The organism is Streptomyces sp. TLI_55, from assembly GCF_900206255.1.
Taxonomy (GTDB): domain Bacteria; phylum Actinomycetota; class Actinomycetes; order Streptomycetales; family Streptomycetaceae; genus Streptomyces; species Streptomyces aquilus.
In genome coordinates this window covers 2,183,992-2,209,694 of the sequence record NZ_OAOJ01000001.1, presented here as the reverse complement: position 1 = coordinate 2,209,694, position 25,703 = coordinate 2,183,992, and the positions used below count along the sequence as shown (strand labels likewise).

Genomic DNA, 25,703 nt, shown 5'->3' with positions numbered 1-25,703 from the left:
GTTGTGGAGTGTTCCGGAACGGCTCGCTTCATGCCACCGAATTGATCGATCAAAGATCGTTTTCGCAGGTCAGGTCAGCCTTACCTAAGTGATGCACCCCACCGCTGATCGATCCGGACGCGGCTTGCCCGGCCCTGAGGAATTACGCAACAATGGCGTTGTGAAAAACGTCGGCGAGGCTCGGGAGACCCCCACGGGGGCCCCTCAGGAGGAGCTAGCGACCGGGGAGCGGTCCACCCGCAACCGCGTCGCGCGGTCCATCCTGGACCACGGGCCGTCGACCGTCGCCGAGCTGGCCGGCCGCCTCGGCCTGACCCAGGCCGCCGTACGCAGGCATCTCGACGCACTGGTCGCCGACGACGTCGTGGAGGCGCGCGAGCAGAAGGTCTACGGCGCGCGCACGCGCGGACGTCCCGCCAAGGTCTTCGCGCTCACCGACTGCGGCCGGGACGCCTTCGACCAGTCCTACGACAAGCTCGCCGCGGACGCCCTCAACTTCATCAGGGAGCGCTTCGGCGGGGACGAGGCCGTCGTCGCCTTCGCGCGCGCCAGGATCGCCGAGCAGGCGACCGCGTACCGGCGGGCCATCGAGTCCGCCGCCCCCGAGGAGCGCACCGAAGCCCTGGCCAAGGCCTTGAGCGCGGACGGGTACGCTGCTACGGCGCGCAGCGCACCGGTCGGCGAGCAGCTGTGCCAGCACCACTGCCCCGTCGCCCACGTCGCGGAAAAGTTCCCGCAGCTCTGCGAGGCGGAGACCGAGATCTTCTCCCAGCTGCTCGGAACGCACGTCCAGCGACTGGCGACCATCGCGCACGGTGACGGCGTCTGCACGACGTTCATCCCCAAGATTTCCCACACCGCACACAACGCATCTGCAAGCACGGCCGGGAGGAACCCCGCATGACTCTCCCCATCGAGGAGACTGCCCACCCCGAGCTCGAGGGCCTGGGTAAGTACGAATACGGCTGGGCGGACTCCGACGCGGCCGGCGCCTCTGCAAAGCGCGGCATCAACGAGGACGTCGTCCGCGACATCTCCGCGAAGAAGTCCGAGCCGGAGTGGATGACCAAGCTCCGCCTCAAGGGCCTGCGCCTGTTCGACAAGAAGCCCATGCCGAACTGGGGCTCGGACCTGTCGGGCATCGACTTCGACAACATCAAGTACTTCGTGCGCTCCACGGAGAAGCAGGCGGAGTCCTGGGAGGACCTGCCCGAGGACATCAAGAACACGTACGACAAGCTCGGCATCCCCGAGGCGGAGAAGCAGCGCCTCGTCGCCGGTGTCGCGGCCCAGTACGAGTCCGAGGTCGTCTACCACCAGATCCGTGAGGACCTGGAGGAGCAGGGCGTCATCTTCCTCGACACCGACACCGCTCTCAAGGAGCACCCGGAGCTCTTCAAGGAGTACTTCGGCACCGTCATCCCGGTCGGCGACAACAAGTTCGCGTCGCTGAACACAGCGGTGTGGTCCGGCGGCTCCTTCATCTACGTCCCGCCGGGCGTCCACGTGGAGATCCCGCTCCAGGCCTACTTCCGTATCAACACGGAGAACATGGGCCAGTTCGAGCGGACCCTGATCATCGTCGACGAGGGTGCCTACGTGCACTACGTCGAGGGTTGTACGGCCCCGATCTACAAGTCGGACTCGCTGCACTCCGCGGTCGTCGAGATCATCGTCAAGAAGAACGCCCGCTGCCGTTACACGACCATCCAGAACTGGTCGAACAACGTCTACAACCTGGTCACCAAGCGCGCCGTCGCCTACGAGGGCGCGACCATGGAGTGGATCGACGGCAACATCGGCTCCAAGGTGACGATGAAGTACCCGGCCGTCTACCTGATGGGCGAGCACGCCAAGGGCGAGACCCTCTCCATCGCCTTCGCGGGCGAGGGCCAGCACCAGGACGCCGGCTCCAAGATGGTCCACATGGCGCCGAACACCTCCTCCAACATCGTCTCCAAGTCGGTGGCGCGCGGTGGCGGTCGTACGTCCTACCGCGGTCTCGTCGAGATCGGCGAGGGCGCCCACGGCTCCAAGTCGAACGTGCTGTGCGACGCGCTGCTCGTCGACACCATCTCCCGCTCCGACACGTACCCCTACGTGGACGTCCGCGAGGACGACGTGTCCATGGGCCACGAGGCGACCGTCTCCAAGGTCTCCGAGGACCAGCTCTTCTACCTGATGAGCCGCGGTCTCTCCGAGTTCGAGGCGATGGCGATGATCGTGCGCGGCTTCGTCGAGCCCATCGCGAAGGAGCTGCCCATGGAGTACGCCCTTGAGCTCAACCGGCTGATCGAGCTCCAGATGGAGGGTGCGGTCGGTTAAGTCCGGCCCACTCACCGTCGTAAGTCTTATTAGCGTCAGAAAGCGAGCATGACGACAGCCATGGCTGAGGCTCAGAACATCCCGGTGGGGTCCACCACCGCCGGCTCGATCGCGGTGGCCGCCGAGTCGACCGTCGCCACGCGCATGAGCGCGCCCCCGTCCTTCGACGTGGCGGACTTCCCGGTCCCGCACGGCCGCGAGGAGGAGTGGCGGTTCACCCCGCTGGAGCGCCTGCGCGGGCTGCACGACGGCACCGCCGTCGCCACCGGCGAGGGCCTGAAGGTCGAGGTGCAGGCCCCCGAGGGCGTCACCGTCGAGACCGTCGGCCGTGACGACGCGCGCCTCGGCAAGGCGGGCACCCCGGTGGACCGCATCGCCGCCCAGGCGTACTCGGCGTTCGAGAAGGCCGGTGTCATCACCGTCCCCAAGGAGACGGTCCTCACCGAGCCCATCCGGATCGCCGTGCACGGCGAGGGCGGCACCGCCTTCGCCCACCAGGTGATCGAGCTGGGCGCCTTCGCCGAGGCCGTCGTCGTCATCGACCACACCGGTGACGCCGTCCTCGCCGTCAACGTCGACTACGTGCTCGGCGACGGCGCCAAACTGACCGTCGTCTCCGTCCAGGACTGGGACGACAAGGCCGTGCACGTGGCGCAGCACAACGCGCTCGTCGGCCGGGACGCCTCCTTCAAGTCCGTGGTCGTCACCTTCGGCGGCGACCTCGTACGACTGCACCCGCGGGTGACCTACGCCGGCACCGGTGGCGAGGCCGAGCTGTTCGGCCTGTACTTCACCGACGCGGGCCAGCACCAGGAGCACCGCCTCCTGGTCGACCACAACACCCCGCACTGCAAGTCCAACGTCGTCTACAAGGGCGCGCTCCAGGGCGACGACGCGCACGCCGTGTGGATCGGTGACGTGCTGATCGAGGCCAAGGCCGAGGGCACCGACACCTACGAGATGAACCGGAACCTCGTCCTCACGGACGGCGCCCGGGTCGACTCCGTGCCGAACCTGGAGATCGAGACCGGCGAGATCGTCGGCGCCGGGCACGCCTCCGCGACCGGCCGCTTCGACGACGAGCAGCTCTTCTACCTGATGGCCCGCGGCATCCCCGCCGACGAGGCCCGTCGTCTGGTGGTCCGCGGCTTCTTCGCCGAGCTGGTCCAGCAGATCGGCGTCGAGGACATCGAGGCGCGCCTGCTCGAGAAGATCGAGGCCGAGCTGGAGGCCACCGTCTAATGGCTTTCGTACGCGCCTGTGGGCTGAGCGAGCTGGAGGAGGACACCCCGAAGCGGGTGGAACTCGACGGCACGCCGGTCTCGGTCGTGCAGACCGAGGGCGAGGTGTTCGCGATCCACGACATCTGCTCCCACGCGAACGTCTCCCTCTCCGAGGGCGAGGTGGAGGACTGCCAGATCGAGTGCTGGCTGCACGGCTCCAGCTTCGACCTCCGCACCGGCAAGCCGTCCGGCCTTCCCGCGACGCGCCCCGTCCCCGTATACCCCGTAAAGATCGAAGGGGACGACGTGCTCGTCTCCCTCACCCAGGAGTCCTGAGGCACCCATGGCAACGCTTGAAATCCGAGACCTGCACGTCACCGTCGAGGCCGACAACGCCACGAAGGAGATCCTCAAGGGTGTCGACCTGACCGTGAAGCAGGGCGAGACGCACGCCATCATGGGCCCCAACGGCTCCGGCAAGTCGACCCTCGCCTACTCCCTCGCGGGTCACCCGAAGTACACGATCACCGGCGGCACCGTGACGCTGGACGGCGAGGACGTCCTGGAGATGTCCGTCGACGAGCGCGCCCGCGCGGGCCTGTTCCTGGCGATGCAGTACCCGGTCGAGGTCCCCGGTGTCTCCGTCTCCAACTTCCTGCGCACCTCCGCCACCGCCGTCCGCGGCGAGGCCCCCAAGCTGCGCACCTGGGTGAAGGAGGTCAAGGAGGCCATGGAGCGCCTCAACATGGACCCGTCCTTCGCCGAGCGCAACGTCAACGAGGGCTTCTCCGGCGGTGAGAAGAAGCGCCACGAGATCCTCCAGCTCGAACTGCTCAAGCCGAAGGTCGCGATCCTCGACGAGACGGACTCGGGTCTGGACGTCGACGCCCTTCGCATCGTCTCCGAGGGCGTCAACCGCGTCCGCGAGACCGGCGAGGTCGGCACCCTGCTGATCACGCACTACACGCGCATCCTGCGCTACATCAAGCCCGACTACGTCCACGTCTTCTCCGGCGGCCGCATCGTCGAGTCCGGCGGCGCCGAGCTCGCGGACAAGCTGGAGAACGAGGGCTACGAGGCTTACACGAAGGGTGGCGCATCCGAGTGACACAGTTGCCGGGCCTCCTCGACACAGAGGCGATCCGCAAGGACTTCCCGATCCTGGACCGCCTGGTCCACGACGACCGGAAGCTCGTGTACCTGGACAACGCGGCGACCTCGCAGAAGCCGCGCCAGGTGCTGGACGCCCTGAGCGAGTACTACGAGCGCTACAACGCCAACGTCCACCGCGGTGTGCATGTGCTCGCCGAGGAGGCCACGGCGCTGTACGAGGGCGCGCGCGACAAGGTCGCCGCGTTCATCAACGCGCCCTCGCGCGACGAGGTGATCTTCACCAAGAACGCCTCCGAGTCGCTCAACCTCGTGGCGAACATGCTGGGCTGGGCCGACGAGCCCTACCGCGTGGACTCCGAGACCGAGATCGTCATCACGGAGATGGAGCACCACTCCAACATCGTGCCGTGGCAGCTGCTCGCGCAGCGCACGGGCGCGAAGCTGAAGTGGTTCGGCCTGACCGACGACGGCCGCCTCGACCTGTCCAACATCGACGAGATCATCACCGAGAAGACGAAGATCGTCTCCTTCGTGCTGGTGTCGAACATCCTCGGCACGGTCAACCCGGTCGAGACGATAATCCGCCGCGCTCAGGAGGTCGGTGCGCTCGTCTGCATCGACGCCTCCCAGGCCGCGCCGCACATGCCGCTGGACGTGCAGGCCCTCCAGGCCGACTTCGTGGCCTTCACCGGCCACAAGATGTGCGGTCCGACGGGCATCGGCGTGCTCTGGGGCCGCCAGGAGCTCCTGGAGGACCTGCCGCCGTTCCTGGGCGGCGGCGAGATGATCGAGACGGTGTCGATGCACTCGTCGACGTACGCTCCCGCCCCCCACAAGTTCGAGGCGGGCACGCCCCCGATCGCCCAGGCGGTCGGTCTCGGCGCGGCGATCGACTACCTGAACTCGATCGGCATGGACAAGATCCTCGCCCATGAGCACGCGCTGACCGAGTACGCGGTACGGAAGCTCAACGAGGTCCCGGACCTGCGGATCATCGGCCCGACGACGGCCGAGGACCGGGGCGCGGCGATCTCCTTCACCCTCGGTGACATCCACCCGCACGACGTGGGCCAGGTGCTGGACGAGCAGGGCATCGCGGTCCGCGTGGGACACCACTGCGCCCGCCCCGTCTGCCTCCGGTACGGAATTCCTGCGACCACGCGAGCGTCGTTCTATCTGTACTCCACGCCGGCCGAGATCGACGCTCTGGTCGACGGTCTGGAGCACGTACGGAACTTCTTCGGCTGAGGAGCTGGCTGAGTCGTGAAGCTTGATTCGATGTACCAGGAAGTCATCCTGGACCACTACAAGCACCCGCACGGGCGCGGTCTCCGGGATGGCGACGCCGAGGTGCACCACGTCAACCCGACGTGCGGCGACGAGATCACGCTGCGCGTGAAGTACGACGGCGAGCAGATCGCGGACATCTCGTACGAGGGCCAGGGCTGCTCGATCAGTCAGGCCTCGGCCTCGGTCCTGAACGACCTCCTGGTCGGCAAGGACCTGTCCGACGCGCAGCAGATCCAGGAGACCTTCCTGGAGCTGATGCAGTCCAAGGGCAAGGTCGAGCCCGACGACGCGATGGAGGAGGTGCTGGAGGACGCGGTCGCGTTCGCCGGTGTCTCCAAGTACCCGGCCCGGGTGAAGTGCGCCCTCCTCAGCTGGATGGCGTGGAAGGACGCGACGGCCCAGGCCCTGGGCGGAGCCGACGCCGAAAGGAAGACGGCATGAGCGAGACGCTTGAGATGAAGCCCGCCTCCGAGGAGGAGATCCGCGAGGCGCTGTACGACGTCGTCGACCCCGAACTGGGCATCGACGTCGTCAACCTGGGCCTGATCTACGGCATCCACATCGACGACGCCAACATCGCGACGATCGACATGACCCTGACCTCGGCGGCCTGCCCGCTGACGGACGTCATCGAGGACCAGGCCAAGTCCGCCACGGACGGCCTCGTCAACGAACTCCGCATCAACTGGGTCTGGATGCCGCCGTGGGGCCCGGACAAGATCACGGACGACGGGCGCGAGCAGCTTCGGGCGCTTGGGTTCAACGTCTGACAGAGCGTGTGTGAAGGGGCCGTGGCCGTGTGCCGCGGCCCTTTCGCATGCTCAGGCCAGCCCCGTCACCAGGCGGAACGCCGAGTCCTGGCGGTACAGGTCGTTGTACTGGTACGGGTCCAGTCTGAGTTGGAAGTTCTGGTGGCGGAGGAAGCGACCGGGGTAGTTCACCGACTCCAGCATGATCGCGCCGGGGGCCGACGACGGGCGGGGGCAGAAGGTCGCGTCCTGGCGGAACAGGGGCGAGCCGTCGTTGCGGTTCGCCACCAGGACGAAGCTGCGGTGGCGCAGGTACTGGCCGTCGGCGGTGGCGAAGGAGTAACAGGAGCTGTCCGCAAGGCCCTTGACCAGTTTGAAGGTGGAGTCCTCGCGGGACTCCGAGCCGCCGACGGGGTCGAGCTTCACGTAGCCGCCGCTCACGTGCCAGAAGCGGTCGGGGTAGTTGACCGAGCGGACGGAGCGCCAGGTGGTCGTCGGCTTCGGGGCGGCCGATGAACTCGGGTGCTTGGAGGGGGACTTGGTGGTGGGGTGCGCCGCCGGGGACGGGGACGCGGAGCCCTGTTGGTGCGGGGCCGGGCTCGTGGCCTCGTCGGTGGTGAGGCCGCTCTTTCCCTTCGGCGGCGTCACCACCGGCGGGGGTGGGGTGCCGAACGAGAGCAGGCCGGGCTGTGTCGCGGTGCCCGAGGCCGGCGGCTGTGACGGGGCCTCAGGTCCCCTGTCCGTCCAGGCTATTGCCGTCACGCAGGCGATGATCGTGGCCACCGCCAGTGTGCCCGCGAGATAGAGACGCCGGGTCCCGGGGGCTCGGGAGGTGTCGGGGACCCACCCGTTCTCCCAGGGCTGGGGAGGACGGGACTGGTTTTCTGGCATGCGCGGTTCCTCCGGCGGAGCCCATGGCAAGGCCGCGGCTGTAATGGGGGGTGTGTGAACGGTGAAGCAAACGGCACAGTAGTGGAACGGCTTCCTTCGCAGCAGCCCTTTCAGTGAGCGGTTTCCATATCGTTCTCCACGGATCATTCACATCGCTTTCGCGGCCTCTTCCACATCCTTTGGTCTGGACATTGCCCGGCCTCGTTGTGTACGGCCGTACGCATCATGTGTACACTCGTACACATGGGATATGTGCTGCTGGGTGCGGCCATCGCGGCCGAGGTGGGCGCGACGACCGCGATGAAGTACAGCGAGGGGTTCAGCCGGCTGCTGCCCTCGCTGCTGACCGTGCTCGGCTACGTGGTCTCCTTCGCGCTGCTCGCGCAGACCCTGCGCACGGTCGCGGTCGGTACCGCGTACGCGATCTGGGCCGGTGTCGGTACCGCCTCCATCGCCGCCATCGGGATGGTGTTCCTGGGAGAGGGGATGACGGCCGCCAAGGCCGCCGGGATCGTGCTGATCATCCTCGGGGTGGTCGTGCTGAACCTGGGCGGTGCGCACTGATGGGCCGGCGCTACGACCCCGAGCGCCGGCAGCGGATCATCGACGCGGCGATCCGGGTCGTCGGCGAGAAGGGGCTGGCCGGGCTGAGTCATCGCACGGTCGCCGCCGAGGCCGATGTGCCGCTCGGGTCGACGACGTACCACTTCAAGACGCTCGATGAGCTGATGGTCGCGGCGCTGCGGCAGGCGAACGAGGGGTTCGCCAAGGTGATCGCGGCGCGCGGCGGCCTTGAGGACCCGGGGGCCGACCTCGCCGCGGAGCTTGCGGGGTGGATGGGGGAGTGGCTTGCCGGTGACCGCACCGGTGTGGAGCTGGAGTACGAGCTCTATCTGGCCGCTCTGCGTCGGCCCGCGCTGCGGCCGATCGCCGCTGAGTGGACCGAGCGGCTTGTGGATCTGGTGGCGCGCCACACCGATCCGGTCACGGCACGGGCGCTGGTCGCGTTGATGGACGGGATCTGTCTTCAGGTGCTGCTGACGGACGGGGTGTACGACGAGGCGTACGCGCGCGAGGTGCTGGCGCGGATCATTCCGCCCCGCTCAGGCGCCTGACCGTCGCCAGCGCCGCCGCCACGCTCCCGGCGATGTCCGTCACCGGGTACTGCACGTCCCGCACCACCCGCTCCCGGTCGATCACGAGGGTGAGCCGCTTGAGCCGGCTCGCACCCGCCGCGCGGAACGTCGGCAGGCGCAGCGCCGCGATGAGCGACAGGCCGGCGTCGGAGAGGAGAGGGAAGCCCAGGTTCTCCTTCTGTGCGAACGCCCTCTGTTCGTCGGGGCGTTGGGTGGACACGCCGTGGATCGTGGCGCCCGCCGCGGCGAAGTCGGGCCGGCGGTCGCGGTAGGTGCAGGACTCCAGGGTGCAGCCCGGGGTGCCGGGGATGTCCGACCAGCCGGGCGGATAGGAGTCGGCGCGGGCGTAGGCGCCGGGGAAGCCGTACAGGACGGTGAACGGGGTGCCGTCCGCGACCGGGTCGCGCAACTCGCCGTGGTCGTCCAGGAGTCGGAGTTCGGGGAGGCGGGTGCCGGCGAGCTCGTGGACCCGTCGGGCCTCCGTCGAGGCCTCGGCCGCGGTGGCCGTCGTGCCGCCGTCGCCGAGGACCCAGGTGTCGCCCCAGTCCTGGAGGGCGACGAGGACGGGGAGCAGGGCGTGGCCGCGCGGGGTGAGCCGGTACTCGTGGCGTACGGGGCGCTCCTGGTACGGCACGCGGGTGAGGACGCCGGCGTCCACGAGGAGGTGCAGGCGTTCGGCCAACACCTTTCTGGACATGCCGAGTTCGCGTTGGAGGTCGTCGAAGCGGTGTACTCCGCGGGCGGTGTCGCGGACGATCAGGAGGGTCCACCAGTCGCCGACGACGTCCAGGGCCTGCGCGATGGCGCAGGTGGAGTCCTCCAGGCTCGTCCTGCGGGCCATGGTGTCGCGTCCCTTCGTTCGTCGGTGATCTGAGGCTGTCATGGTGGCATGGTCGGTTTTCAAAAGGAACTTACGAAGGGGGCAGACTCCGGAGGCGGCTGGGTGGGTGCGGGTGCGTCGTGGCTGGTCGCGCAGTTCCCCGCGCCCCTGGGGACGCTGCCCGCACCGGCGTGTGAAGCGAAAAGGGCACCCGCGCCCCTGACGAGAACCCCGGGCGGCCCGCCACCTGAGACGCGTACCCCGCTGGTTCGCCTCCGTGGGCCCCGGGCGGTTAGGTTGCCCTCATGACCGACACGAACGCTCCTCGTACGACCGGCGCCGTGGCCGCCGGGCTTGCCACCGTCGCCGCTGACGGCACTGTTCTCGACACCTGGTTCCCCGCGCCCGAGCTGACGGAGGAGGCCGGCCCCTCCGGTACCGCGCGGCTGTCCGCCGAGCAGGCCGTCGAGGCGCTCGGCGCGGGTGCCGCCAAGGCGATCGGGACGGACGCGCGGCGTGGCGTCGAGGTCGTCGCGGTTCGTACGGTCATCTCGTCGCTCGACGCCAAGCCCATCGACGCTCACGACGTCTACCTGCGCCTCCACCTCCTCAGCCACCGGCTCGTCAAGCCGCACGGCCAGAGCCTGGAGGGCATGTTCGGCTTCCTCGCCAACGTCGCCTGGACCTCCCTCGGCCCCGTCGCCGTCGACGACGTCGAGAAGGTGCGGCTCAATGCCCGCGCCGAGGGCCTGCACCTCCAGGTGACGTCCATCGACAAGTTCCCGCGGATGACCGACTACGTCGCCCCCAAGGGCGTCCGCATCGCCGACGCCGACCGCGTCCGCCTCGGCGCGCACCTCGCCGAGGGCACCACCGTCATGCACGAGGGCTTCGTCAACTTCAACGCCGGCACCCTCGGCACGTCCATGGTCGAGGGCCGTATCTCCGCCGGTGTCGTCGTCGGTGACGGTTCCGACATCGGTGGCGGCGCCTCCACCATGGGCACCCTCTCCGGCGGCGGCAGCGTCATCATCTCCATCGGCGAGCGCTGCCTCGTCGGCGCCGAGGCCGGCGTCGGTATCGCGCTCGGCGACGAGTGCGTGGTCGAGGCGGGGCTGTACGTCACCGCCGGCACCCGGGTCACCATGCCCGACGGTCAGATCGTCAAGGCCCGCGAGCTCTCCGGCGCCTCCAACATCCTCTTCCGCCGCAACTCGGTCACCGGCGCGGTCGAGGCCCGCCCGAACAACGCGGTGTGGGGCGGTCTGAACGAGATCCTGCACAGCCACAACTGATCAGCCACTACTGATCAGCCGCAACTGATCAGCCGCAACTGATCAGAGACCTCGGGCAACGAGGCCGCCTTCCCGGGCGATCACCCTGGGAGGCGGCCCCCACTCCCGGTTCACTCCGGATTCATCCGTACCGCCCGCATCCCCAGCCGCCGCGCCAGCCACATCGTGTGCTCCCTGCTGATCGCCTGCTCCGCCGAGACGACGTACCGCGACCAGTCCGCCTCGGCCGTCACGTTCTCGCCGGTCATGCGGACGAAACCGAGTTCCGTGGCCGTGAGGGAGTAGGCCGACGCGAGGTTGTCGTACTGCTTGACCTCCAGCCACGCCCCCGCCGCGGCGACGGCGGCGGCCACCACGCCGCCCGCGTCGACGTCGGCGATGTCCAGGAGGCTGACGGTGCTGACGGCCACGCCGAGGACCTCGAAGACGATCAGGATGGTCCGCCATTTGCCGGAGTTCTGCTTGTTGAACCTGGCCTTCTTCTCGTACCAGGCCTCCTGGTCCGCCACCCGGCGCGTGAGGTACGCGGACTTCCGGCCCGCGAAGTCCAGATCCCTGATCTCCCGCATCCGGTCCGTGACCTGGACCTGGCCGAACGTGAGGCCGGGGAGGTTCGCCTCCGTCGTCAGGTCGTGGATGCGGGTCAGCATCACCTCGCGGGCGTCGTCGTCCCCGAGGGACGGCGGGAACGGCGCCGCGCCCGCCATGTAGCGCCACGCCAGCGTCTTCACGGACTCGGCCAGCGCCCGGCCGGTGTACCAGCGCTCCTCGGGCTTGTTCCGCAGCAGATGGACCTCGGTGAGCAGGGCGGCGATGAAGGCGGTCAGGGCGAGGGCCGCCGCCGTCCTCTCCACGGCGCCGTGCCGGTCGACGGCGGCCGCGATGCCGCCGAACAGGGCTGCGGCCAGCGCGAGTTGAAGGCGTCCGCGAGTCCACTTGAGGTAATCCCGCTGTCCCTCCACGGATATCGCGTCCGCCGACTCGAACACCCCCGGGAGATCGGGGCCTTCGGGAGGGCTCTGAGGCAGCATCAAGTGGTTCCCGCCCGTTCTGTGCCGGATGCGCGTTCAGGTCAGCGTAGCGTTCCGCAACATCGCGAAGTCCGGCTCGCGCAGGCCGATTCGGGGGTCCACGTGGTGCAGCAGGGCGGGGCCGGGATGGCGCTCGGCGACGAACGCCTCGTCCGCGGGGCTCTGTTCGTCGTCCACCCACGCGAAGGGCCGGCCCTCGGCGTACGCCACGATCGCCTCCGTCTTCCAGTGCACCCCGTCCGGGCGGTGGGCGAGGAGACGGTCGCCGAAGTCGACGTAGGGGAGCTCGGGGAGTCCGAGGACCGGGGCGATCCAGCGGTTGGCCGCGTCCATCCATGTCGTCGCCCAGCACAGGTCGTAGGGCAGGGCGAGGAGGGCCGGGCCGTGGGACGGGTTGAGCCACACGCGCAGCGGGCGGCCCGGATGCAGGGCCACCCGGATCGTCGTGTAACCCTCGGGGCGGCGCTCCGGCTTCGCCGCGTACGGGTTGAGGGGGCCGTCGACGTCGAGGAAGAGCAGAGGGCGGCTCACCGGATCACCGTACGACAGGGAGGGATGCGGTTCGCTGAAATTTTCTGCGCGCGGCAGGCATAGCGGGGCGCAGCCGCGCGCGTCACAAGGGGCGGAGGGGACGGACACCGGGTCCGTTCCGGGGACGGGCCCCGGGGGCAGCACCCCCCGGGGAAGAGAAGGTGACGATGGATGCCGAGGCGCAGGACAGTTTCCGGGAGTTCGTGGAGCACCGGTCGTCCGCGCTGCTGAAGACGGCCGTGCTGCTCAGCGGCGGCGACCGGCACACCGCCGAGGACCTGCTGCAGAACGCGCTGATCAAGGCGGCCGGGCGCTGGCACCGCATCGACGAGCCCGAGGCGTACGTACGGCAGATCCTCTACCGGCAGCAGATCAGCCGCTGGCGGCTGAAGTGGCCCAGACGCGAGGTCAGCGTCGCCGAGCCGCCGGAGGGCCGTACCGCCGGTGACGACTCGTCGGCCGCCGAGGTGCGCCTGGTGATGCGGGGCGCGCTCGCGCGGCTCACCGCCCGGCAGCGCACCGTGCTGGTGCTGCGCTACTTCGAGGACCTGCCGGAGGCGGACGTGGCCCGCATCCTGGGCTGCTCGGTCGGCACCGTACGGTCCACCACCCACCGCTCGCTCGCCCGACTGCGCACTCTCGCCCCCGAACTGGCCGCCCTCAACGCCCCGAGCCGGCCGTCCCGTGACTACGCACCCGTGGAGGTACGTCCGTGAACGTCGAGGAACTCGTACGGGACTCCCTGCGGGACCTGGCCGGTGAGCAGGGGCCCGCGGCGCCGGGGTTCGCCGACCGCGTGCTGGCCGTGCGCCGCCGCCGTCGCAACCGCAGGTTCGCCTCCGTCGCGGCGGCCACCGCGGCCGTGGTCGCCGTCTCGGTGGCGGTGCCGCAGCTGGTCTCCGGCGGCCGGGACGACGTACGCCCGAGCGGGGTGACCGGGGAGCAGTCGCTGCCGGTGACGGCGATCTCGGCCGGGCGGACCGTCGTCGCCGCCTACTACACGACGACGACCCGGAAGACCGGCAAGGGCGAGGGGGCCGCCGAACGGACCTACCGACTCCTCGACCCCTCCACCGGCCGGTACAAGAAGGACACCCGATGGTCCTACGTCGCCGTCGCGCCGGGCGCCAAGACCGCCGCCGTCCTCGAACGGACTTTGCCCGCGTCCCGGGTCGGGCTGCTCGACCTCACGACAGGGAAGGTCAAGCAGTGGTTCGACATCAGGATGGGGCTCGGCGGACTGTCGTTCTCCCACGACGGGACCAAGCTGGTCATCACGACGTACGACGAGAATCCGGACCACTTGACCGAGGTCAAGAGCGCCGACGGCGGCGCGAACGCCTGGATGGCGGACCGGGTCACGTCCCGGAACGGATACATGATCTTCGACATGGCGAGTCACAACGGATCCTGGTGGCAGATCAAGTCCAGCCGTGATGTCCCGAGCCGCGCCGACCTCGCCTTCACCGACGACGACAAGGCGCTGTACGCGCGGATCATCGGCGGCCGCGACGGCATGGAGGAGTTCTACAACCTCTCCGGTAAGAAGATCGCCGCGCCCGCGAAGGAGAAGTACCTGCGCTGGGACGTCCCGGCCCGGATCTCCCCGAACGGTGAGCTGGCCGCCCTCGGTCTGACCAAAGAGGTCAACATGGGCAAGACGCTCCCCGGCAAGTCCTGGTCCTCGATCCGGAACCCGCTCACCGGCAAGGAGATCACCAAGGTCCGCGGTGCCCACCTGCTCGCCTGGGTCGACGACAAGCGCCTCATCGCCTGGGAACGCACCACGCCCCTCAAGAACGGCAACTTCAAGGACCACCTCGTCCTCGTCACGATCGGCAGCGACAAGGTCGTGCCCCTGAGCGGCGAGCGCGATCCGGACGACGGACCCCAACGCCTGGCCTGGGAACCGGTCTTCGCGGAGCGTTGATTCAGCTTCAGCTTCAGCTTCAGCTGCAGCTTCAGCGAAGCTCTTCGTACGCCGCCAGCAGCCCGTCGACCGCCTCCCGGCCGGCGGGCAGCAGCGGTGCGCGGACCGGGCCCGCGGGCAGGCCCAGCCCGTTCAGCAGGGCCTTCGCCGTGACCGTGCCGGGCAGGCCCGCCGACATCATCAACTCGATGAGCGGGGTGGCCTGTTGCTGGAGGCGGGCCGCCTCCGCCGTGTCGCCCGCGTCGAACGCGTCCAGGACGGCACGCAGTTGGGCCGGGGCGACGTTCGCCACCGTGCTGATGTACCCCGCCCCGCCCACCGCGTACAGCGCGAGGTTGTGCTCGTCGCAGCCCGCGTAGTACGCCAACTCCGTGCGGGCGATGACCTTCTGGGCGGCGAGGAAGTCGTAGGAGCAGTCCTTGACCGCGACGATCCTCGGGTGCTCGGCGAGCCGCAGCAGCGTGTCGGGCTCGATGCGGGTGCCGGTGCGGCCCGGGATGTCGTAGAGGGCGATCGGCAGGCCCGAGGAGTCCGCGATCTGGCGGAAGTGCGCCTCCAGGGCGTCCTGCGGGGGCTTGCTGTAGTACGGGCTCACCAGCAACACCCCGTCCGCGCCCGCCTTTTCGGCCTCCAGGGCGAGTTCGACGGTGTGCCGGGTGTCGAAGGTGCCGATGCCGGTGAGGATCGACGCCCGGGTGCCGACCGCCTCCCGCACCGCCCGGACGAGGTCCGTCTTCTCGGCGTCCGACGTGGTCGGCGACTCGCCCGTGGTGCCGGACAGGACCAGCCCGTCGCAGCCCTCCGCCACCAGCCGCTCGGCGAGCCGCTGCGCCCCGGCCAGATCGAGGGCGCCGCCCTCGGTGAAGGGCGTGATCATCGCGCAGAGGGCGCGGCCGAAGAGCGGGGCGGAGGAGCCGGAGTACGTCATGGGAGTAGTCTCGGCACAGTCATCGTGAAGCTCCACTTAATTCTTCTACGATGTATTGGTAAGCGATACTGAGAGATGGGGTCCGGTGGAGGCCCTATGTCCAAATCGGCCCCTCATGGGTCACCATGGCCAGGACGGTCATCGGCCCCTGGTCATGGGAGGCGTCATGAAGCTCGGCAAGGCACTCGCCACCGGCGTCGCGGAAGAGCGGGACCGCGCGGAGGAACCCGCGCTGGAACTCCCCGAGGAGATCGAGGAACTGCAGGCGCCCGAAGAGGTACCGGCCGCCCGATGAGGTTCCGGCTCCCGGAGGAACGCCCGACGGAGCCGCCGACCGGATACAAGATCGCCCACCCGGTGCTGTCCCACGACGGCACCCGGGCCGGGTTCACCGGGGTGTCGCTGGGCGGCGCGCTGCCGTACGGGGTCCTGGCCGACGCGTCCTGCGTCTACGGCCTGCGGCACCCGGCGCCGCACCGCCGCTGCGACTGCGGCTTCCACTGCGTCCACGACCGTACGACAGCGGAGGCGCTGCTCTGTACCGCCGAGCACCGCGCCGCCGTCCTGCTGGAGGTCTTGGTCCTCGGCCGCTACCTCCGCTTCGAACTCGGCTACCGCTACGCCCGCCAGCGCGTCCGCACCGCCACCGTCGGCCCCTGCGCCTGCGGCGCGACCGCCTCCGCCCTCGCCGACGCCGGCTGGGGCCGGCCGGGCTGGCGCGGCCTCGCCCCGTCCTGCGCGGCCTGCCTGCGCGGCCGTACGTCCGTCTCGCTCGCCTCCTTCGCGCGGCTGGCGGGGGAAGGGCTGCGGGTGGTGGCGGGCAGCGGGAGCGCGGCGCCGGCGGACCTCGGCGTGTCCCGCGGCGGGAGCACGGCAGCGGCGGACCTCGGTGTCTCCGAACTCGCCGCGGAGGCCGCCCTGTTGCAGGCGCGCCTCGACTGGTTCCAGACCCAGCTGGCCAGGCTGGGGGAACGCGGGCCGGAGGCGGGTTCGCAAGGGTAGCGGAGGCGGGTCCGGGTACTCGGACGGTCCGAAACCGAGAGGAGGCGGACACCGTGACCCAGACCCAGGAGCCCGGGCAGGCTCAGCACTCCGTCGGCGAACTCGTCGGCCAGGCCACCGAACAGCTCTCCCAGCTCGTACGGCAGGAAGTGGCCCTCGCCAAGGAGGAGCTCGCCGAGAAGGGGCGGCGGGCCGGACGCGGCGGCGGCATGATCGGCGCCGCCGGCGCGATCGCCTACGCCGGCCTGCTCGCCCTCGCCGCCACGGCCGCCGCCGCCCTCTCCCTGACGCTGCCCGTCTGGGCCGCGGCGCTCATCGTGACGGCCGTGCTGTTCGCGACCGCCGCGCTGCTCGCCGCGCGCGGCCGTGCCCAGCTCCGCCGCGCCGCACCCCCCACGCCCGAGGAGGCCCTCGGCAGCGTCAGGGCCGATGTCGAGGAGATCAGGGAAAGGGCGCATCGATGACGGACCGGACGACGCCGGGTGTGGGCAGCGAAGCCCAGGGCAGCGGGGCCAAGGGCCCCGAGGAGCTGCGCGAGCAGATCGAGCAGACCCGCAGCCAACTGGGCGACACAGTGGAGGAGTTGGCAGGAAAGATGGACGTGAAGGGCCGAGCGCGGGCTCGGGCGGCCGACCTGAGGGACAAGGCGGGCGCGATGACCGTGCAGTTGCGCAGCACCGCGGCACAGGCCGGTCACACGGCCCACGACCGGGCCACGCAGGCCCGGCACACGGTGCAGGACAAGGCCACGCAGGTCGGCCACAAGGTTCAGGACCGGGCCACGCGGACCGGCCATCAGACACAGGACCGGGCGACGAAGGCCGGTCACGAGCTGCAGCACCGGGTCGAGCACAGCGTTCCGCAGCCCGCTCGGGGCGTCGTCCAGGCGGCCGTCCGGCATCCGCGCCCGGCGCTCGTCATCGGCGCGGCCCTCGCCGCGGTGGTCGTGGTGTCATGGCGCTACCCCAAGAAGTGACTTGACCTGAATCGCGGTTGAGGTTGGAGGGTCGTCGGTAGACGCATCCGGCACTCGAACAGCGGAGACCGACATGACCCGTCGTACCGGCGACCACCCCGACCTGACCGACCCGCGCGTCGGCGCGCCCCTCTTCAGCACCTGGCGCGTCGGCACCCCCGAACGGCAGCGCCTGGCGGTGGAGGCGATCGCGCGGACCTGGGAGCGCCGGGACTGGCCGACCCCTGGTCTGCTCGGCTACCACGTCTACGCCGGGCACGACGGCTCCACCCTGCTGCACCACTCGCAGTGGACCAGCGAATCGGCGTACGAGGCGTTCGTGAAGACCCGACGGCAGGAGCGCGTCGACGAGGTCGACACCGCCGTACCGGGCATCGAGCGGGTCCGGCTCGATCGCTTCCGCCGCTACCGCAGCGGCACCGGGGAGGGCGACACACGCGTGCCGGGGTGCATCGTCGTCGTCGACGTCGAGTTCGAAGGGCCCGATCCGCAGCGGCAGCGCGCCTGGGTCGACGCCGTCTTCGAGGCGCTGGAGAACGAGCCTGCCCCGCACCCCGGCGGCATAGGCGCCCACTTCCATCTCAGCACCGACGGAACGCGCGTCCTCAACTACGCCGAGTGGGAGACCGCCCAGGCGCACATCGACGCCCTGGCCGCCCCCGGCGACGGTGTCGGCTCGGCGACCGAGTTGTGGAAGCGGGTCCAGAACTTCCCGGGGCTGAAGGGCAGTACGGTCAGCCGGTACGAGCACGTGCTCGGGCTGATCCCCGCCTGACACGCCGAGGCCCGGCTGAACTCGTCGTCCAGCCGGGCCCGTTGAGCCACCGCGCGGTTACGGCTTGAAGCGCAGGACCTGCGGGTCGTGGTCGCTGATCTGGTCGTTGAACTCCGAGTTGATGTGCACGCTGTCGTACTCGAAGTCACAGCCGCGCCGGATCGACGGGGAGACCAGGATCTGGTCCAGGACCTGGGTGTTGCCCTGGTAGACGTACGAGTAACGCTCGCTCTTCGGCAGCGACTTGATCGCCGACCACAGGGCGCCGTCCGTCTCCAGGATCTTGGCGGTGTCGGAGAACTCGAAGTCGTTGATGTCGCCGAGGGCGATGACGTCCGCGTTCTTCTGGGTGTCGAGGATGTCCTCGACGAACGCGTTGACCAGGGTCGCCTGCTTGTGGCGCTGCACCTCCGAGCTGCGCGGCACCGGCTGGGTCGCCGAGGTCAGACCGTAGTCGCCGCCCTTGGAGTTGAAGTGGTTGGCGATCACGAAGACCGTGCGGCCACGGAAGACGAACTCGCCGACCAGCGGCTTGCGGCTGGACGTCCAGGCCTCGTTCGTCGGGTCGATGCGGCCGGGGGAGACCGTCAGGGCCGCCTTGCCGCGCTCCCTCGTCACCCCGACCGCCGTGGTGGCGTCGCCGCCCGCGCGGTCGGTGAAGGAGACGCGCTCCGGGTTGAAGAGGAACACCTGGCGGATGTTGCCGCCCGGCTCACCGCCGTCGGTGTCGTTGGCCGGGGTGATGGAACGCCAGTCGTACTTCGGGCCACCCGCCGTGACGATCGCGTCGATCAGCTTGTTCACCGTCACGTCGGCGGCGACCGTGCCGTCGTCCGTCGCGCCGTTGTTGTCCTGGATCTCCTCCAGGGACACGATGTCGGGCGACTGCAGGTTGTTCACGATCGCGGCGGCGTGCGCGGCGAAGGTGGTGTCGGACGGGTCGAGGTTCTCGACGTTGTACGTCGCGACCGCGAGCTCGCCGCGCTTCTGCTTCTGGGTCGTCTCGCGCTCGGTGCCGCCGCTCTTCAGCGTGCCGATCGTGTTGGCGACGAGGGTGTAGCCGCCGAACTGGTTGTAGTCCAGCGGGCCGGTGGTGGCGCCCTCCAGGACGTCGCCGACGTTCGCCTTCGGGAAGGCGGAGGTCGCGCCGAGCGACTGGATCTGGAGCCGGCCGGTGTTCTGGGAGTCGTAGGAGCCGTAGACCGTGCCGCCGCGGCGGTTGGCGTTCTCGTGCGGCTTCACCGTCACCCACAGCTCGGTGTACGGGTCGCTGGCGCCGACCACGCGGGTGTCGGCGACCTGGACGTTCTCGCCCTCCAGGGACTCGTAGTAGTCCAGGGCGTACTTCGACGGCTCCAGGGTCAGGCCGTTGATCGAGTTGTTCGCGGCGGCGTCACCGGCCGGGGCATAGGCGGCCGGGACCGATGCGGCGTCCACGACCACGGGGGCCGGGACGGCGTTGCCGCTGGAGACGACCGTGGTGGTCGGCTTGGTGATCTCGGTGATCGACTGGTTGCCGGAGGTGGTGCCGCCGGGGACGTACTCCGAGACCGTGCCGGACACCGTGACGAGGTCGCCGACGGCGACGCCCTTCGGGGTGGAACTGGTGAAGACGAAGACGCCCTCACTGGTGGCGGGGTTGTCGTCCGCGTTCGGGTCCTGGATCCAGAAGCCCTTGGACGAGCCGTACGTACGGATGCCGGTGACGATGCCGGACACATCCGCGACCTTCTGGCCGGCGTACGGGGATATTCGGGTGGTGCCCTGGATGTCATGGATGCGCACGGAGTCCGCGTGCGCGGGGGAGATCAGGGCGACCGTGGACGCGGCGGAGCACACGGCGGCGACGGTGAGCGCGGCGAGGCGCGCGGAAGACTTGCTCGGCAACGGAATCCCTCCGGGGACGTTCTTGCGCCGGGACGAGGGTGGAGCGTGGAACGGTGGGAGCCGCGACCGGTGGGGCGGAGGCGACGCGCGTAGAAGGTAGCGTGCACAGATGCCAGGGCGGTGAACAGGTGTGCAGTGAGTTTCTACGCGCGTAATCTCCTGCGTGATCACGTCAGTTGTCAAGGTTTCGGCCATGTACGGGGCCTGGCGGGGAGATGAACCGGGCGGCATGGGTCCAAATCCGTCTAGGCTGAGCGGCTGAGTGGTAAGACGCGATGTCTAGGAGAAGCAGCCGATGTCAGACAGCTCCCCCCTGCCGCCGGTGCGGCTGCACCCCGAAGCGGAGCTGGCGCGGGACGCGCTGTCCACGCCGCTGCTCTCCCGGGCCGCCCGGCTGGCCCGCTGGGCTTCTCCCGAGACCCGCGTCGACGCGGGCGGCGGACTGATCGAGGAGCAGCTCCCCGCCGCCGTCGAGTTCCTCGGCCTGACCGGCGACGACGCCGCGGCCTGGGCGAGCGAGGCCTGGCGGGTCGCGATCGACACCGGGCTCGTCGAGATCACCGACGAGGAGGAGGGCACAGTCGCGGCCGGCGAGGACCTCGCCCTGCTCACCGGCGGCTCCCCGCAGGACGTGCTCGGGGTGTGGCTCGGCGCGCTGGACACGGTCGTCGCCGACGCGAGCGTGCCCGACCTCGACGATCTGGTGGACGCCATGGACGAGGGCGGCGCGATCGACCTCTCCTCCCTCGACTGGGACCCGGAGGCCGAGGCCGACTTCCTCGACGGTGTGCTCGGCAACCTCTATCTGCTCACCGTCAACGAGGACGGCCCCGGTGACCGGCCGGTGCCGCTGCCCGCGCTCGCCGCGTCCATGATCGTGCCCAACGACATGGGGGAGCCCACCAACGACGTCCTCGAACAGGTCTCGGACGCGATGATGCGCCTCGACGACCAGTTCCGGGTCCTGGAGCCGATCGGGCTCGTCGAGTACCAGCCCGTCGACGAGGCGCTCATGGCCGACGCCGACGAGGAGCCCGCCGCGCCGGTCGACGACACCGACGTCTCCCGCTACGGCATGGTGCGGCTCACCCCGCTCGGGCTGTACGGGCTCCGGGCCCGGCTGCTCGAGGCCGGGTTCGCGGCGCCCGCCGTCGGGGACCTCGTCGACAAGGGCGCGGACGTCCTGCTCGACGGCACCGCGAGCTTCCCGCCCGGGGCCGCGCAGGCCGAGACCGAGCAGTGGCTGGACCGGCGTGAACCCCTCGCCGCCGCCCGGGAGTTGCTGGCCGCCAGCCGGGGCGGGGACGCGGGCGCACCGCTGCGTCGGCTGCGCTGCCAGCAGGCACTGTCCCTGGTGGGGCCGGAGGCCGAACCGGCGCTGCGGGCGGTCCTCGACGACCCGGAGCTCGGCGGCCTGGCCCGCGTCTGGCTGACCGAGCGCGGCGCCACCGACGTACCGCCGCCCTCGGAGGCGATGATCTTCTGGCTCACCGTCGACACCGTCGCCGCACAGCTCGCCGCCGAGGGCAACTCCGAGGAGCTGCAGGGGCTCGTGGAGGGTCTCGCCCAGCAGCACAGCGGGTTCTTCGCCGCCGCGTGGCGGGTGGACCACCCGGCCACCGCGGACGTGCTGGAGGCGATGGGGCGGCTGCACCCGGACAAGAAGATCGCGAAGGAAGCCAGGAAGGCGGCCTTCAAGGCGCGTTCCCAGCAGGGGAGTTGACATGGTTGTGGCGGGGAGGTCACTGACCTCCCCGCCACACCACTCAGTCGTTCACTGCTTCAGTCGTTCACTACCTCGGTCGTGCACTGTTTCCGCGGTGCACTGCCTCAGCAGTGGTAGCTCGTCGTGTGCTTGAACGACGACGTCGCTCCGTTGAAGCCGTACGTGCCCCGGTAGGCCGGCGGATTCTGGAACTCGCCGACGATGGTGATCGTGTTGGCGCAGGAGCCCTGACCGGTACGCTTCGCGTCCAGGCGAATCGTCTCGCCCACGAAGCCGCCCGTGACGTCCCAGGGGGCGCCGCAGATGCCGGAGGTGATCTTGCCGCCGGTCACGACGTGCGGGTAGGTGTTGGGGTTGTACTTCACCTCGATGGCGAAGGTCACCGCCCCGTTGTGCAGTTCCAGCTCGACGGACGTGGAGACCGCCTCGGGGGACACGTCCTGCGGTGAGGCGAACGCCTCGTCACGTGTCTTGACTTCCGCGCCCTGGGGGTTGTGGAAGCGGTGTTCGGAGCCGGTCTGGCTCTTCTGCCGCTTGGCCTGCGTGGTCATGCTGATTCCCTCTTCCCGTGCGGGTATTGAGTGACCGTCAGGCCAGCTGCTCGGCGATCTCCACCCGCAGCAGTGCGCGAACGTTCTCGATGTGGTTGACCACGGTGACGACCGAGGAGCCCGCGAAGAGCAGACCGGTCGCGACGTTGTCGAGGGAGGTCACCAGCGAACCGGAGTCGCCGCCCGCCGAGATGGTCGTCGTCAGGACCTGGTCCTTGAACCTGGCCGTTCCCGCCGTGCCGTAGTTGACGTCGATCGTGGCGTCGGTCGCGATGATCCGGCCGAAGCTGATGTTCGTCGTACGGCCGGTCTTCTTCACCAGGTCGCCGACCGCGACGTTGGCCTTGCGCCGCCAGGCGCGCGGCGCACCGCTGAAGTACTGCTCACGGGTGGCGTCCTGGAACTCCACCGATCCGAGCGCGCAGTCCACGACGTTGTTGTGGCGATCCACCGGGATCTGCGGCGCGAACTGGATCGGGATGAACCGGTCCAGGGTCGCGATACGGTCCGCCGGGTCCGTGCCGCCGTCGAACGTGCCGGGCTGCAGGATCGGGCTGCCCAGCTGGGCGCGGTTGGAGTCGGCCAGCACGTGGTTGTTGGAGAGGATGTAGAACTTCGCCGGTGTGCCGAGGCCGGGACCCGGCGGGTCCACGGAGGCGCCCGGCAGGAAGTCGTACACCACGCTGCCCAGCGTGCCCGCGGTCACCCGTACGTTGCCGACCGAGAAGCCGGAAGGGGACGGGCGCATACGGCGCTTGAGAAGCTGCGGCTCGAACTGTCCGAGCCCGCTGAGCTCTTCCAGCAACGGCTGTGACAGGCCCGCGAGTTGCTCGGACATGCTGCCGTCGGACTGGTAGGAGGCACTGCGGTCCTCGGAGCGGCCCGAGGTCCTGCGCTGCTGCTGACGCTGCGCGGCGACATGGCCGACCGCGATCACGTCGGTGGGGGTTCCGTCGTCCATCACCTGCGGGATGACATCCCGCTCGGCGAGCTGGGACTCCGGAACCTTCTGGGTCACGAACACCAGCACGGCTGCTTCGCCCGTGGCCTGTCCGTCGATCCACTTCACGCCGTGGCCGAAGCCCACGACGTTGGCCAGCGGCGACTGCGGCCGCAGGAAGTCTGAATTCGCTTGCTGGCGGGAGCTGTCACTCAGCTGACCACCAGTCGGTCCTCGCATCATTTCGGGCTGGCTCACGCCAGGCCACCTTTCGGTTTTCGGCTCCGGGTTCCTTACGGGCCGCGGCGCGGTGACTCAGCGCACAGGGTTCACAAGGCTCACAAGTCCTCTGCCTGAGCGCTCACTTCACCGATCGCGAGCACGCGCACCGGTACGCCGTCGAGCTCGTCCGGAACCACGTCTTCTCGAAGGAGCCGGTCACGGGGCACTTTCCGGGTGACGAAGACGATGATCACGTCCTGTCCCGAGTGCTCGTCCCTCCCGGTGCCGACTCCACTCACGTCGGCCGGCTTCATGAGCCGGCCTTCACGGAGGCGACTCACCCGCTCTGCGTCCATCGGGCTCGCCTCCCTTTCGGGTGGTGCTCTTCCGGTCTATGTCCCGGGGGCCCGAGAGTCAAGGCATTCTGAAATGAATCACGAATTTCATTACGATTCGCCCCTGTTGACCTTTATTGTCAAGATGATTCCGCCCGTTGGTTCGAAACAGAGGTGGTCTGGCGGATTCACGGAAGCGGGTCCCTCGAAGCCGCTCCCTGTTCAACTTCCGTTCAGGCGTGGGCGGGACGGTGACGCCGACCCGAGGTCCGCCACCTCCCACGGCACACCCACCGCCACACAGGAGACACCATGTCGCTCACCCGCAGGGACTTCGCCAGAAACTCCGCGATCACCGGTGCCGGTGTCGCGCTGGCCGGCAGCGTCGGCGCCCTCGCCACCGCGCCGCAAGCCCTCGCGTCCACCGACATCGACGCCGAGAGCGGGGCGGACGCTCGCGGCGGAGTCGGCTACGGGCCCCTGATCCCCGACCCCGACGGCATCCTCGCGCTGCCCGCCGGCTTCAAGTACCGCGTCATCACCTACAGCGGCAAGACCAAGCTGGAGTCGGGCGAGATCACCCCGTCCAACCACGACGGCACGGCCACCTTCGACGGCCCCCGCGGCACCACCCTCCTCGTCAACAACCACGAGCTGAAGGGCCCGCGCGCCAACTGGAAGTACCCCGTCCCGCTCACCGAGGGCCTCGTCTACGACCCCGCCGCGTCCGGCGGCTGCACGGTCGTCGAGGTCCGCCCCGACGGACGGGTCGCCGAGTGGGTCGGCATCGCGGGCACCTCCACCAACTGCGCGGGCGGGCGCACCCCTTGGGGCACCTGGCTGACCTGCGAGGAGACCGAGGACAAGGCCGGCTCCAACGGCATGACCAAGGACCACGGCTACGTCTTCGAGGTCGACCCGATCGACCACCGTGCCAACCGCGACCCCAAGCCCCTGAAGTTCTTCGGCCGTTACGCCCACGAGGCCGTCGTCATCGACCCGAAGCGCGGCCACGCCTACCTCACCGAGGACGCGGCCAGCCCCAACGGCCTGCTCTTCCGCTGGACCCCGCCCCAGGGCTTCGAGCACGGACGCGGCAAGCTGCGCACCCTCGCCGACGACGCCGGCGCCCTCCAGGCCTTCAAGTGCTTCGACTCCGGCGGCCAGTTCGTCGACGACCTCTCCCGCGCCACGAAGATCGGCACCGTCTACGGCGTCGACTGGGTCGACGTCCCCGACCGCGACGCCAAGACCGTCGCCGTCCGCAAGCAGTTCACCGCAGGCCAGGTCACCCGCGCCCGCAAGCTGGAGGGCATGTGGTGGGGTGATGGCGGCGCCTACATCGTCTCCTCCTTCGCCCGCGCGGAGAGCCCCGTCCAGCACGACGGCCAGGTCTGGTTCTACGACCCCAAGCGCCGCACCCTCACCCTGAAGGTGCTCCTCGGCGTCAACCCCGACCCCTCCGTCGACGGCGCCTTCGACGGCCCCGACAACATCACCGTCTCCCCGTACGGCGGCCTCGTCATCGCCGAGGACGGCGAGGGCATCCAGCACCTCTTCGGCGCCACGGACAGCGGCAAGACGTACCCGATCGCCCGCAACGAACTCAACAACGGCACCGAAGAGGCGCCCGAGTACAGCGAGTTCACCGGCGTCACGTTCTCCTGCGACGGAAAGATCCTGTTCGCCAACATCCAGGAGCCGGGCATCATGCTCGCCATCACCGGCCCCTGGAAGCGCCAGAAGCGCGGCTGACATTAATTGAGTCGCTCGCCCGCGGCACGCCTCCTAGAGTGAAGAACGTCCAGGTGCGAAGGCAGGACCTACTTCCACTCATAATGGGGCGGCCGCGGGTTCGAGTCCCGCCATCGGTACAACGCGCCGGTGTAGCTCAGGGGTTAGAGCACCTAATGTCGGTTCCGCCGACCTGAACTCTGGACACCACAACTTCATGCACCTCCCGGTGCGAACTTTTTGAACTCGGGGAGGCGCAGCTCAAGGTGGGTGCCCGGTGCGCAGGCAGCGGA

The 25,703-nt window shown here is 69.5% G+C and carries 29 protein-coding genes and 1 tRNA gene; 21 read left to right on the top strand and 9 right to left on the bottom strand.

Going from position 1 to position 25,703, the window contains the following annotated elements:
• The first annotated feature begins 160 nt into the window (after positions 1-160).
• Genes CRP56_RS10325 through CRP56_RS10290 form a run of 8 tightly spaced genes read left to right on the top strand, consistent with a single transcriptional unit; the run spans position 161 to position 6,721 of the window.
• Entirely contained in the window at positions 161-904 is a 744-nt protein-coding gene (locus CRP56_RS10325; RefSeq protein ID WP_059197333.1) for a helix-turn-helix transcriptional regulator, read from the top strand.
• Positions 901-2,325 carry a Fe-S cluster assembly protein SufB gene (sufB, locus tag CRP56_RS10320; protein ID WP_097262493.1) on the top strand — a complete coding sequence of 475 codons (1,425 nt, stop codon included), beginning with the start codon at positions 901-903 and terminating at the stop codon, positions 2,323-2,325. The genes CRP56_RS10325 and sufB overlap by 4 nt, the downstream gene beginning before the upstream one ends.
• A gap of 60 nt (positions 2,326-2,385) precedes the next feature.
• The gene (gene sufD / locus CRP56_RS10315; RefSeq protein WP_097262490.1) at positions 2,386-3,567 is read left to right on the top strand and encodes a Fe-S cluster assembly protein SufD; all 1,182 of its coding nucleotides are present in this window, start codon (positions 2,386-2,388) and stop codon (positions 3,565-3,567) included.
• Positions 3,567-3,884 carry a non-heme iron oxygenase ferredoxin subunit gene (locus CRP56_RS10310; RefSeq protein WP_031057580.1) on the top strand — a complete coding sequence of 106 codons (318 nt, stop codon included), beginning with the start codon at positions 3,567-3,569 and terminating at the stop codon, positions 3,882-3,884. The genes sufD and CRP56_RS10310 overlap by 1 nt, the downstream gene beginning before the upstream one ends.
• A 7-nt stretch (positions 3,885-3,891) precedes the next feature.
• Positions 3,892-4,656 (top strand): Fe-S cluster assembly ATPase SufC, encoded by a 765-nt coding sequence (gene sufC / locus CRP56_RS10305; RefSeq protein WP_097262488.1) that lies wholly within the window; start codon positions 3,892-3,894, stop codon positions 4,654-4,656.
• The gene (locus CRP56_RS10300; RefSeq protein WP_097262486.1) at positions 4,653-5,909 is read left to right on the top strand and encodes a cysteine desulfurase; all 1,257 of its coding nucleotides are present in this window, start codon (positions 4,653-4,655) and stop codon (positions 5,907-5,909) included. Before sufC ends, CRP56_RS10300 begins: the two co-directional genes overlap by 4 nt.
• A 15-nt stretch (positions 5,910-5,924) precedes the next feature.
• Entirely contained in the window at positions 5,925-6,392 is a 468-nt protein-coding gene (gene sufU / locus CRP56_RS10295; RefSeq protein WP_097262485.1) for a Fe-S cluster assembly sulfur transfer protein SufU, read from the top strand.
• On the top strand, positions 6,389-6,721 hold the full coding sequence (locus CRP56_RS10290) for a metal-sulfur cluster assembly factor (protein WP_079308860.1): 333 nt from the start codon (positions 6,389-6,391) through the stop codon (positions 6,719-6,721). The genes sufU and CRP56_RS10290 overlap by 4 nt, the downstream gene beginning before the upstream one ends.
• Before the next feature lie 51 nt (positions 6,722-6,772).
• Here the strand turns inward: CRP56_RS10290 and CRP56_RS10285 are convergent, their stop codons facing one another.
• Positions 6,773-7,591 (bottom strand): AbfB domain-containing protein, encoded by an 819-nt coding sequence (locus CRP56_RS10285; protein ID WP_097262482.1) that lies wholly within the window; start codon positions 7,589-7,591, stop codon positions 6,773-6,775.
• Positions 7,592-7,834: 243 nt separating this feature from the next.
• On the opposite strand from CRP56_RS10285, the gene CRP56_RS10280 reads away from it, so the two are divergent.
• Positions 7,835-8,155 (top strand): DMT family transporter, encoded by a 321-nt coding sequence (locus CRP56_RS10280; protein WP_097262479.1) that lies wholly within the window; start codon positions 7,835-7,837, stop codon positions 8,153-8,155.
• The gene (locus CRP56_RS10275) at positions 8,155-8,706 is read left to right on the top strand and encodes a TetR/AcrR family transcriptional regulator (RefSeq protein ID WP_097262477.1); all 552 of its coding nucleotides are present in this window, start codon (positions 8,155-8,157) and stop codon (positions 8,704-8,706) included. Before CRP56_RS10280 ends, CRP56_RS10275 begins: the two co-directional genes overlap by 1 nt.
• Here the strand turns inward: CRP56_RS10275 and CRP56_RS10270 are convergent.
• A complete protein-coding gene (locus CRP56_RS10270) occupies positions 8,681-9,568 on the bottom strand; it encodes a winged helix-turn-helix transcriptional regulator (protein WP_097262473.1) in 888 nt (295 codons plus the stop codon). The genes CRP56_RS10275 and CRP56_RS10270 overlap by 26 nt on opposite strands.
• A gap of 284 nt (positions 9,569-9,852) precedes the next feature.
• On the opposite strand from CRP56_RS10270, the gene dapD reads away from it, so the two are divergent.
• Positions 9,853-10,842 carry a 2,3,4,5-tetrahydropyridine-2,6-dicarboxylate N-succinyltransferase gene (gene dapD / locus CRP56_RS10265; protein ID WP_097262470.1) on the top strand — a complete coding sequence of 330 codons (990 nt, stop codon included), beginning with the start codon at positions 9,853-9,855 and terminating at the stop codon, positions 10,840-10,842.
• Between the two features lie 110 nt (positions 10,843-10,952).
• Here the strand turns inward: dapD and CRP56_RS10260 are convergent, their stop codons facing one another.
• Positions 10,953-11,873 (bottom strand): DUF4231 domain-containing protein, encoded by a 921-nt coding sequence (locus CRP56_RS10260; RefSeq protein WP_097262468.1) that lies wholly within the window; start codon positions 11,871-11,873, stop codon positions 10,953-10,955.
• A gap of 36 nt (positions 11,874-11,909) precedes the next feature.
• Entirely contained in the window at positions 11,910-12,404 is a 495-nt protein-coding gene (locus tag CRP56_RS10255) for a hypothetical protein (protein WP_097262465.1), read from the bottom strand.
• Positions 12,405-12,571: 167 nt separating this feature from the next.
• Between CRP56_RS10255 and CRP56_RS10250 the strand changes: the two genes are divergently transcribed.
• Positions 12,572-13,120, top strand: coding sequence for a SigE family RNA polymerase sigma factor (locus CRP56_RS10250; RefSeq protein ID WP_097262462.1), 549 nt, complete (start codon positions 12,572-12,574; stop codon positions 13,118-13,120).
• On the top strand, positions 13,117-14,334 hold the full coding sequence (locus CRP56_RS10245) for a hypothetical protein (protein WP_097262460.1): 1,218 nt from the start codon (positions 13,117-13,119) through the stop codon (positions 14,332-14,334). Before CRP56_RS10250 ends, CRP56_RS10245 begins: the two co-directional genes overlap by 4 nt.
• 31 nt (positions 14,335-14,365) lie before the next feature.
• Here the strand turns inward: CRP56_RS10245 and dapA are convergent, their stop codons facing one another.
• Positions 14,366-15,262 (bottom strand): 4-hydroxy-tetrahydrodipicolinate synthase, encoded by an 897-nt coding sequence (gene dapA, locus CRP56_RS10240; protein WP_179850977.1) that lies wholly within the window; start codon positions 15,260-15,262, stop codon positions 14,366-14,368.
• Positions 15,263-15,428: 166 nt separating this feature from the next.
• Between dapA and CRP56_RS48330 the strand changes: the two genes are divergently transcribed.
• The 5 genes from CRP56_RS48330 to CRP56_RS10220 all read left to right on the top strand — a co-directional run bounded on the left by CRP56_RS48330 (position 15,429) and on the right by CRP56_RS10220 (position 18,015).
• Complete coding sequence (locus CRP56_RS48330; RefSeq protein WP_257040468.1) at positions 15,429-15,557, top strand: hypothetical protein; 129 nt, start codon at positions 15,429-15,431, stop codon at positions 15,555-15,557.
• On the top strand, positions 15,554-16,264 hold the full coding sequence (locus CRP56_RS10235) for a hypothetical protein (RefSeq protein ID WP_097262455.1): 711 nt from the start codon (positions 15,554-15,556) through the stop codon (positions 16,262-16,264). The genes CRP56_RS48330 and CRP56_RS10235 overlap by 4 nt, the downstream gene beginning before the upstream one ends.
• Before the next feature lie 53 nt (positions 16,265-16,317).
• Positions 16,318-16,728, top strand: a complete 411-nt coding sequence (locus CRP56_RS10230; RefSeq protein ID WP_097262453.1) for a phage holin family protein — start codon at positions 16,318-16,320, stop codon at positions 16,726-16,728.
• Entirely contained in the window at positions 16,725-17,240 is a 516-nt protein-coding gene (locus CRP56_RS10225) for a DUF3618 domain-containing protein (protein ID WP_097262451.1), read from the top strand. Before CRP56_RS10230 ends, CRP56_RS10225 begins: the two co-directional genes overlap by 4 nt.
• 73 nt (positions 17,241-17,313) lie before the next feature.
• Positions 17,314-18,015, top strand: coding sequence for an antibiotic biosynthesis monooxygenase (locus tag CRP56_RS10220; protein WP_097262449.1), 702 nt, complete (start codon positions 17,314-17,316; stop codon positions 18,013-18,015).
• 57 nt (positions 18,016-18,072) lie between these two features.
• On the opposite strand, the gene CRP56_RS10215 is transcribed toward CRP56_RS10220, so the two are convergent.
• Entirely contained in the window at positions 18,073-19,902 is a 1,830-nt protein-coding gene (locus CRP56_RS10215; protein ID WP_097262446.1) for an endonuclease/exonuclease/phosphatase family protein, read from the bottom strand.
• Between the two features lie 295 nt (positions 19,903-20,197).
• Here CRP56_RS10215 and CRP56_RS10210 point away from each other — a divergent pair, with 295 nt between their 5' ends.
• A complete protein-coding gene (locus CRP56_RS10210) occupies positions 20,198-21,625 on the top strand; it encodes a hypothetical protein (RefSeq protein WP_097262444.1) in 1,428 nt (475 codons plus the stop codon).
• Between the two features lie 107 nt (positions 21,626-21,732).
• On the opposite strand, the gene CRP56_RS10205 is transcribed toward CRP56_RS10210, so the two are convergent.
• The 3 genes from CRP56_RS10205 to CRP56_RS10195 all read right to left on the bottom strand — a co-directional run bounded on the left by CRP56_RS10205 (position 21,733) and on the right by CRP56_RS10195 (position 23,697).
• Positions 21,733-22,179: a hypothetical protein gene (locus CRP56_RS10205; RefSeq protein ID WP_097262442.1), complete on the bottom strand. Its 447-nt coding sequence runs from the start codon at positions 22,177-22,179 to the stop codon at positions 21,733-21,735.
• A gap of 37 nt (positions 22,180-22,216) precedes the next feature.
• Entirely contained in the window at positions 22,217-23,377 is a 1,161-nt protein-coding gene (locus CRP56_RS10200) for a S1 family peptidase (protein ID WP_257040461.1), read from the bottom strand.
• A gap of 80 nt (positions 23,378-23,457) precedes the next feature.
• Positions 23,458-23,697 carry a hypothetical protein gene (locus CRP56_RS10195; RefSeq protein ID WP_257040459.1) on the bottom strand — a complete coding sequence of 80 codons (240 nt, stop codon included), beginning with the start codon at positions 23,695-23,697 and terminating at the stop codon, positions 23,458-23,460.
• A gap of 291 nt (positions 23,698-23,988) precedes the next feature.
• Here CRP56_RS10195 and CRP56_RS10190 point away from each other — a divergent pair, with 291 nt between their 5' ends.
• Positions 23,989-25,431, top strand: coding sequence for an alkaline phosphatase PhoX (locus tag CRP56_RS10190; protein ID WP_097262440.1), 1,443 nt, complete (start codon positions 23,989-23,991; stop codon positions 25,429-25,431).
• Positions 25,432-25,477: 46 nt separating this feature from the next.
• Positions 25,478-25,547: transfer RNA gene (locus CRP56_RS47495), tRNA-Met, on the top strand.
• The last annotated feature ends 156 nt before the right edge of the window (positions 25,548-25,703 follow it).

What these genes read in the sequence shown, in the direction of transcription:
- sufC (WP_097262488.1), top strand. Translation starts at nt 3,892, where the DNA reads ATGGCAACGCTTGAAATCCGAGACCTGCACGTCACCGTCGAGGCCGAC.
- CRP56_RS10310 (WP_031057580.1), top strand. Translation starts at nt 3,567, where the DNA reads ATGGCTTTCGTACGCGCCTGTGGGCTGAGCGAGCTGGAGGAGGACACC.
- CRP56_RS10205 (WP_097262442.1), bottom strand. Translation starts at nt 22,179, where the DNA reads ATGACCACGCAGGCCAAGCGGCAGAAGAGCCAGACCGGCTCCGAACAC.
- sufD (WP_097262490.1), top strand. Translation starts at nt 2,386, where the DNA reads ATGGCTGAGGCTCAGAACATCCCGGTGGGGTCCACCACCGCCGGCTCG.
- CRP56_RS10290 (WP_079308860.1), top strand. Translation starts at nt 6,389, where the DNA reads ATGAGCGAGACGCTTGAGATGAAGCCCGCCTCCGAGGAGGAGATCCGC.
- CRP56_RS10275 (WP_097262477.1), top strand. Translation starts at nt 8,155, where the DNA reads ATGGGCCGGCGCTACGACCCCGAGCGCCGGCAGCGGATCATCGACGCG.
- CRP56_RS10235 (WP_097262455.1), top strand. Translation starts at nt 15,554, where the DNA reads ATGAGGTTCCGGCTCCCGGAGGAACGCCCGACGGAGCCGCCGACCGGA.
- CRP56_RS10190 (WP_097262440.1), top strand. Translation starts at nt 23,989, where the DNA reads ATGTCGCTCACCCGCAGGGACTTCGCCAGAAACTCCGCGATCACCGGT.
- CRP56_RS10260 (WP_097262468.1), bottom strand. Translation starts at nt 11,873, where the DNA reads ATGCTGCCTCAGAGCCCTCCCGAAGGCCCCGATCTCCCGGGGGTGTTC.
- dapD (WP_097262470.1), top strand. Translation starts at nt 9,853, where the DNA reads ATGACCGACACGAACGCTCCTCGTACGACCGGCGCCGTGGCCGCCGGG.
- CRP56_RS10220 (WP_097262449.1), top strand. Translation starts at nt 17,314, where the DNA reads ATGACCCGTCGTACCGGCGACCACCCCGACCTGACCGACCCGCGCGTC.
- sufB (WP_097262493.1), top strand. Translation starts at nt 901, where the DNA reads ATGACTCTCCCCATCGAGGAGACTGCCCACCCCGAGCTCGAGGGCCTG.
- dapA (WP_179850977.1), bottom strand. Translation starts at nt 15,262, where the DNA reads ATGACGTACTCCGGCTCCTCCGCCCCGCTCTTCGGCCGCGCCCTCTGC.
- CRP56_RS10210 (WP_097262444.1), top strand. Translation starts at nt 20,198, where the DNA reads ATGTCAGACAGCTCCCCCCTGCCGCCGGTGCGGCTGCACCCCGAAGCG.
- CRP56_RS48330 (WP_257040468.1), top strand. Translation starts at nt 15,429, where the DNA reads ATGAAGCTCGGCAAGGCACTCGCCACCGGCGTCGCGGAAGAGCGGGAC.
- CRP56_RS10250 (WP_097262462.1), top strand. Translation starts at nt 12,572, where the DNA reads ATGGATGCCGAGGCGCAGGACAGTTTCCGGGAGTTCGTGGAGCACCGG.
- CRP56_RS10285 (WP_097262482.1), bottom strand. Translation starts at nt 7,591, where the DNA reads ATGCCAGAAAACCAGTCCCGTCCTCCCCAGCCCTGGGAGAACGGGTGG.
- CRP56_RS10270 (WP_097262473.1), bottom strand. Translation starts at nt 9,568, where the DNA reads ATGGCCCGCAGGACGAGCCTGGAGGACTCCACCTGCGCCATCGCGCAG.
- CRP56_RS10195 (WP_257040459.1), bottom strand. Translation starts at nt 23,697, where the DNA reads ATGGACGCAGAGCGGGTGAGTCGCCTCCGTGAAGGCCGGCTCATGAAG.
- CRP56_RS10280 (WP_097262479.1), top strand. Translation starts at nt 7,835, where the DNA reads ATGGGATATGTGCTGCTGGGTGCGGCCATCGCGGCCGAGGTGGGCGCG.
- CRP56_RS10225 (WP_097262451.1), top strand. Translation starts at nt 16,725, where the DNA reads ATGACGGACCGGACGACGCCGGGTGTGGGCAGCGAAGCCCAGGGCAGC.